At 60.2% G+C, this 3,187-nt stretch carries 1 protein-coding gene; it reads left to right on the top strand.

What is annotated here, in order from left to right; all coding sequences use genetic code 11:
- On the top strand, positions 1-3,187 hold a 3,187-nt coding region (gene gltB, locus L0H65_RS17090), incomplete at both ends, for a glutamate synthase large subunit (RefSeq protein WP_301460431.1).

Here is a 3,187-nt window from a genome sequence, read left to right as displayed (position 1 = left end):
AACGGCGAGATCAACACGCTGAAAGGCAACGTGAACTGGATGCGGAGCCATGAGATTCGCATGGCCTCGAACAGTTTTGGCGAGATGGCAGAGGATATCAAGCCGATCATCCCGGCGGGCACTTCGGATTCCGGTGCGCTGGATGCGGTGTTTGAAATGATGGTGCGGTCAGGGCGGAATGCGCCGTTCACCAAGACGATGCTGGTGCCGGAGGCCTGGAGCAAGACCACGACCGACATGCCGAAGGAATGGGCTGATATGTATGCCTATTGCAATGCCGTGATGGAGCCGTGGGACGGGCCTGCGGCGCTGGCGATGACCGATGGGCGCTGGGTGTGCGGCGGCCTGGACCGCAACGGGTTGCGCCCGATGCGCTATGTCGTCACCGGGGACGGGTTGCTGATTGCCGGGTCAGAGGCGGGGATGGTGCCGGTGGATGAGGCAACCATTCGCGAAAAGGGCGCACTTGGGCCGGGGCAGATGATCGCGGTCGATATGGTGGAGGGAAAACTTTACCATGACGGGGTTTTGAAGGACAAACTGGCCGCGGCGCAACCCTTTGGCGACTGGATCGAAAAGGTTGTTGAGCTGAATGAGTTTCTGGTCAACCTGCCGGAAGTTGCGGGTTTCAGCGGGTCACAATTGCGCAAACGGCAGATTGCTGCGGGCTATTCGGTGGAGGAATTGGAGCAGGTTCTGGCGCCGATGGCCGAAGACGGCAAGGAAATGATCGCCTCGATGGGCGACGATACGCCTGCCGCCGTGCTGTCGAGTGTCTACCGCCCGCTGTCGCATTTCTTTCGGCAAAACTTTAGCCAAGTCACCAATCCGCCGATTGACAGCCTGCGCGAAAGCCGGGTGATGAGCCTGAAGACACGCTTCGGCAACCTGAAAAACGTGCTGGATGAGGACAGCAGCCAGACCGAGATTCTTCTTCTGGAAAGCCCGTTCATCGCCAATGCCGAATTTGACGCGATGATGGAGCATTTCGGGCCGACAGTTTCCGTGATTGATTGCACCTTCCCGATTGGGCCGGACGCGCTGCGCCACGGATTGGAACGGATCCGGGCAGAGGCGGAAGACGCGGTGCGTTCGGGTGCCGGGCATCTGGTGCTGACGGATGAACATCAGGGGCCGGAGCGGATCGGGATGCCGATGATTCTGGCGACTTCTGCGGTGCATTCGTGGCTGACGCGCAAAGGGCTGCGGACGTTCTGCTCGGTCAACCTGCGGTCGGCGGAATGTATTGATCCGCATTATTTCGCGGTGCTGATCGGGTGCGGTGCGACCACGGTGAACGCCTATCTGGCGCAAGACAGCATTGCCGACCGCATTGATCGCGGCTTGATTGACGGTGGTTTGACCGAAGCGATGCGGCGCTACCGCGATGCGATTGACGCGGGCCTGCTGAAAATAATGTCGAAGATGGGGATTTCGGTTTTGTCCTCCTATCGCGGCGGATTGAATTTTGAAGCGGTGGGATTGAGCCGCGCGATGGTGGCGGAATATTTCCCCGGTATGCAAAGCCGGATTTCCGGGATTGGCGTTTCGGGCATTCAGCGGAAACTGGAGGAGGTCCACGCGCGGGGGTGGCGCGGCGGGTCGGATATTCTGCCGATTGGCGGGATTTACAAGGCGCGGCGGTCGGGTGAAAAGCACGCTTGGGAAGCGCAGACCATGCATATGCTGCAATCGGCCTGCGACCGCGCCAGCTTTGACATCTGGAAGCAGTATTCAGCGGCAATGCGGGCCAATCCGCCGATCCATCTGCGCGATTTGCTGGATATCAAAAGCCTTGGCAAACCGGTGCCGATTGAGGAAGTGGAATCGATCACCTCAATCCGCAAGCGCTTTGTGACGCCGGGGATGAGCCTTGGGGCGCTGTCGCCTGAGGCGCACAAGACGCTGAGCGTGGCGATGAACCGGATCGGTGCGAAGTCGGATTCGGGCGAGGGCGGCGAAGACCCGGCGCATTTCCAGCCAGAGGCGAATGGCGACAACCCGTCTGCCAAGATCAAGCAGGTGGCATCGGGGCGCTTTGGCGTCACGGCGGAATATCTGAACGCTTGCGAGGAATTGGAGATCAAGGTTGCGCAAGGCGCAAAACCGGGTGAGGGCGGGCAGTTGCCGGGGATGAAGGTGACCGCTTTGATCGCGCGGCTCAGGCTTTCGACGCCGGGGGTGACATTGATTTCGCCGCCGCCGCACCACGATATCTATTCCATCGAGGATTTGGCGCAGCTGATCTATGACCTGAAACAGATCAACCCGCGCGCCAAGGTGACGGTGAAGCTGGTATCGTCCAGCGGTGTCGGCACGATTGCGGCGGGGGTCGCCAAGGCGAAAGCCGATGTGATTCTGATTTCCGGGCATAACGGTGGCACCGGCGCGTCGCCTGCGACAAGCATCAAATACGCGGGTCTGCCGTGGGAAATGGGTCTGACCGAGGCGCATCAGGTTTTGTCGATGAACAACCTGCGCGAACGGGTAACGCTGCGCACCGATGGCGGGCTTCGCACTGGTCGCGATATTGTGATGGCCGCGATGATGGGGGCAGAGGAATATGGGATTGGCACCGCAGCGCTGATCGCGATGGGCTGCATCATGGTGCGGCAGTGCCAAAGCAACACCTGCCCGGTCGGGGTCTGCACGCAAAGCGATGAGTTGCGCAAGAAATTCACCGGAACGGCAGATAAGGTGGTGAACCTGATCACCTTCTACGCGCAGGAAGTGCGGGAGATTTTGGCCGCCATCGGCGCGCGGTCTTTGGATGAGATCATCGGGCGGGCGGATTTGCTTTCCCAAGTCAGTCGGGGTTCGGCGCATCTGGATGACCTCGATCTGAACCCGCTGCTCATCACCGTCGATGGTGCGCATCGGATCACCTATGATCGCACCAGACCGCGCAACGCGGTGCCCGATACGCTGGACGCGGAGATCGTCAAGGACGGCGCGCGGTTCTTTGAGGATGGCGAAAAGATGCAGTTGTCCTATGCCGTGCGCAACACCCATCGCACCATCGGCACGCGGGCTTCCAGCCATATCGTCAAGCGGTTCGGGATGCGCAATTCCTTGCAGGAGGACCATTTGACGGTGAAGCTGTCGGGATCATGCGGGCAGTCCTTGGGCGCTTTTGCGGTGCGGGGTTTGAAGCTGGAGGTGTCGGGTGACGCCAATGACTATGTCG

This window comes from Pseudorhodobacter sp. (assembly GCF_030452865.1).
Classification (GTDB): domain Bacteria; phylum Pseudomonadota; class Alphaproteobacteria; order Rhodobacterales; family Rhodobacteraceae; genus Pseudorhodobacter.
This window is presented reverse-complemented; position numbering and strand designations above follow the sequence as displayed.